This is a genomic window from Paracoccus sigandri (genome assembly GCF_003709565.1).
Classification (GTDB): Bacteria; Pseudomonadota; Alphaproteobacteria; order Rhodobacterales; family Rhodobacteraceae; genus Paracoccus; species Paracoccus siganidrum.
The window spans coordinates 1-2,818 of the sequence record NZ_QNRC01000083.1; the positions used below are offsets into that span (position 1 = coordinate 1).

At 58.7% G+C, this 2,818-nt stretch carries 3 protein-coding genes and 1 pseudogene; 1 reads left to right on the forward strand and 3 read right to left on the reverse strand.

Going from position 1 to position 2,818, the window contains the following annotated elements:
• The first annotated feature begins 891 nt into the window (after window positions 1–891).
• Complete coding sequence (locus tag C9E82_RS23680) at window positions 892–1,644, forward strand: integrase (RefSeq protein WP_221036010.1); 753 nt, start codon at window positions 892–894, stop codon at window positions 1,642–1,644.
• Here C9E82_RS23680 and C9E82_RS23685 read toward each other — a convergent pair.
• The 3 genes and pseudogenes from C9E82_RS23685 to C9E82_RS23695 all read right to left on the reverse strand — a co-directional run.
• Entirely contained in the window at window positions 1,605–2,342 is a 738-nt protein-coding gene (locus C9E82_RS23685; protein WP_244936073.1) for a DUF3011 domain-containing protein, read from the reverse strand. The two genes, C9E82_RS23680 and C9E82_RS23685, sit on opposite strands and share 40 nt — an antisense overlap.
• A gap of 92 nt (window positions 2,343–2,434) precedes the next feature.
• The gene (locus tag C9E82_RS23690; RefSeq protein ID WP_119896588.1) at window positions 2,435–2,623 is read right to left on the reverse strand and encodes a hypothetical protein; all 189 of its coding nucleotides are present in this window, start codon (window positions 2,621–2,623) and stop codon (window positions 2,435–2,437) included.
• An 83-nt stretch (window positions 2,624–2,706) separates the two neighbouring features.
• Window positions 2,707–2,818: pseudogene (locus C9E82_RS23695) on the reverse strand (IS5/IS1182 family transposase); the annotation flags it as partial.

Below are 2,818 nucleotides of genomic sequence, written 5' to 3' on the forward strand. Positions count from 1 at the left end.
GTTCTCTTGATCTGTCCAGGCCCCGTTCGACATCGCGCCAGGCTAGGGGCCGAAACTGCGTTTGTCATCAGAGACTTCGCGCAAAACTCCCAAGACATACCAACGACCACGCCGCCCGTGTCGCGTCTCCATCTGCATCGACACAAGCCGGAACCTGCGAAACACGGGCGCAACGCCATCCCGTCAGCTTACTGAAATATTTGGGGATTTTGAATCCGTCTCGCCCAGAGCGAGGGCCGGGTGGAAAGAGACGGCGGGCGTTCGGAGACCGATCTCGCGCAGTCGGCCAGTCTCCGAAGGGCGGAAGGTCCCTGCAAACCCCTTTGGCACATAAAGAAAAAGGCCCCGCGAGGGATCTGTTTTCGGTTTTGCAATTTGCAAGTGGCGGAGGGGATGGGTCTGAAAGACAACCTTCTCCACCATCTAAGCCATTGTTTTGTATGACGCTGATGATGGTTTGAATGGTCATCTGGTTCAGTCGCGACTGGCAGCGAAACGGATGACTGTGGTCCCTATGCTCTCATGCGGAGATCAACGAACCCGTCCGCTGCGGCGCGTCGTGGATTCACGACGGCCAGCGTCCGTCCCGCGCGCATTTGGGTCTTCCTGAGCGGGGTGCCAAAATGTAGGCAAGTCTCATCGCATTGACATGACGGCATTTTCTTAAGTGCCACGGCGGAGCCCGGCAAGATGAATTCGACGTTCTCCCTCCTTCTGGTCTTCCTAACCCGGCTCTTCATGCCGCGGCACAACGCGCAGATGCGGCTGCTCAAGGCCCAGATCCATATTCTGCGGACCCGCATCCCGGCGTAAAGGATCATCCTGTCGCCCGCCGAGAAATCCGAGCTGCTGCGCATCGGGGCCGAGTTCGGCCACGATATCGACGGGCTCATGGAAGTGGCCAGGCCCGCGATCTACAAGCGCTGGCTTGCCCAGACGCGCAGCGGGCGTCCCTTCAAACCCGTGGGCAGGCCGCGCCTGACGCGGGAGCTGCGCGACGTCATCATCCGCATCGGCTCGGAAAACCTGCTCTGGGGTTACAAGCGGATCGCCGGGGAGTTGAAAAAGCTGGGGCTTTACGCCGGGGCCAACTCGGTCAAGCGCATCCTCAACGAGGCGGGCATCCATCCGAGCCCAGAGAAGCGGAGAAAGAAGCCGGCGCTGCCGTGGACCATCTTCGTGCGGGCGCATATGGAAAACATGGTCGCCTGCGACTTCTTCACCAAGACCGTGTTCACCGCCCGTGGCCCGCTGACGGCCTATGTGCTGATTTTCATCCATCTCGGCAGCCGCCGCGTGTTCTGCAGTGCCCCGACCTACGCCCCGGACTCGGCATGGGTGAACCAGCAGGCCCGCAACACACTGATGTCGTGCGTCGAACAAGAGGTCACGCCGCGCTTTCTGATCCGCGACGCCGACACCAAGTTCAGCGCCGGCTTCGATACGGTCTGGGCGTCGGAGGCCGCCAGGGTCATCCAGATCCCGCACAGGGCGCCAGATGCCAACGCCTTCGCGGAATCCTTCATCGGCACCATCAAGCGCGAATACCTGGATTTCTTCGCCTGCTTCAGCCGGTCGAGGGCGCAGGCTGGCGCTTTGTCGCATTATTCGTCCGGATCGTCTACCAGGCAACCCATGCCATGACAGCCTTGATAGTTGCCGTCCTCATCAAAGTTCGGCTCTCCTTGCGCATCAAATTGGGGTCTGGGGTCGATTTCATCGTCCGCGTTCGGATTGTCGACATAACAACCGATCCCGTGACAGCCGCTGTAAACATTGGCCTCGTAATAGTTGTTGGTGGTCGTGTGGGCGTGACCTCGGTGGTTGTGCTCATCACTGGTCATGCTGCCGACAGGAGCGCCGATAACGGCGGCGCCGACGACAGCACCGACGTCATGGCCGTGATCGTCATAAGCACGAGCGTTTGCATCGTGGCCACCGCCACGGCCATGATGATAACCGGCAACATCGGCAAAGACTCCGGCGCAGCCTTGGGCAACCCAGATGTATTGGCTTTTGGGATTGTAACCCCAAGTCTTGTTCAGAATGCACGAAGCGTTCGATATTTGATGGATGAGCTGTGGCTTCTTCAGCGGTCCAGCCCAGCATTCATCATATTTATGATTCCTCGAATGACACTCTACCGTGGTCTCGGCCATTACTGGAGCGGCTGCGGCGATGTTTATCCCCGCACCGAACAGCGCAATAATGGCGTAGCGGGCAATCAAATCGCGCCGCACAAGAGAAGCTGATTTTTTCCGTAGCATTTCTATGTCCTTATCGTCAAAATCGAAGGTCTGGTCGTCGTCATGCAACTGATCGTTTCCATCTTTGCTGATCACGCCCCTGTGCGACACCCTCAGTGGGAATCGGAAATTGCCCGCATGTCATGCCTCCCCCAACCATCGGCAGAGGAGGCATTAGAAACGACTGTTCAGTAACCGAGGGGAGCGTCCCGGCAGTCCTGGCGCTGCGCCCCGTCCGAGCAGATCGGCCAATTGTTCGGATCATCGGGGTTATCGACCAAGCAGCCAGCGCCATGACAGCCATCATAATCGCTGGAATCGTCACAGGCCGCCAAAGGGGCGATTGCCAGCAGCATAATAAGAAGTCCGTTACGCATTGATGTTCTCCTGAGGTGGTATTCGTGTGAAATCCGGATGACGCCGACCAGTCTTATGGCGTCATCCGGCCTAGGGTCAGGATTCATAACCAATAGATGACGAGAGCCGCGAGGGCGATGGCTGAGAAGAACACCTTGGGGCATCGGTCATAGCGGGTCGCGACGCGCCTCCAGTCCTTGAGCCTGCCGAACATG

Bases quoted from the DNA above. Each gene is read 5' to 3' on its own strand.
- C9E82_RS23680 (WP_221036010.1), top strand. From the start codon at position 892: ATGGAAGTGGCCAGGCCCGCGATCTACAAGCGCTGGCTTGCCCAGACG.
- C9E82_RS23690 (WP_119896588.1), bottom strand. From the start codon at position 2,623: ATGCGTAACGGACTTCTTATTATGCTGCTGGCAATCGCCCCTTTGGCG.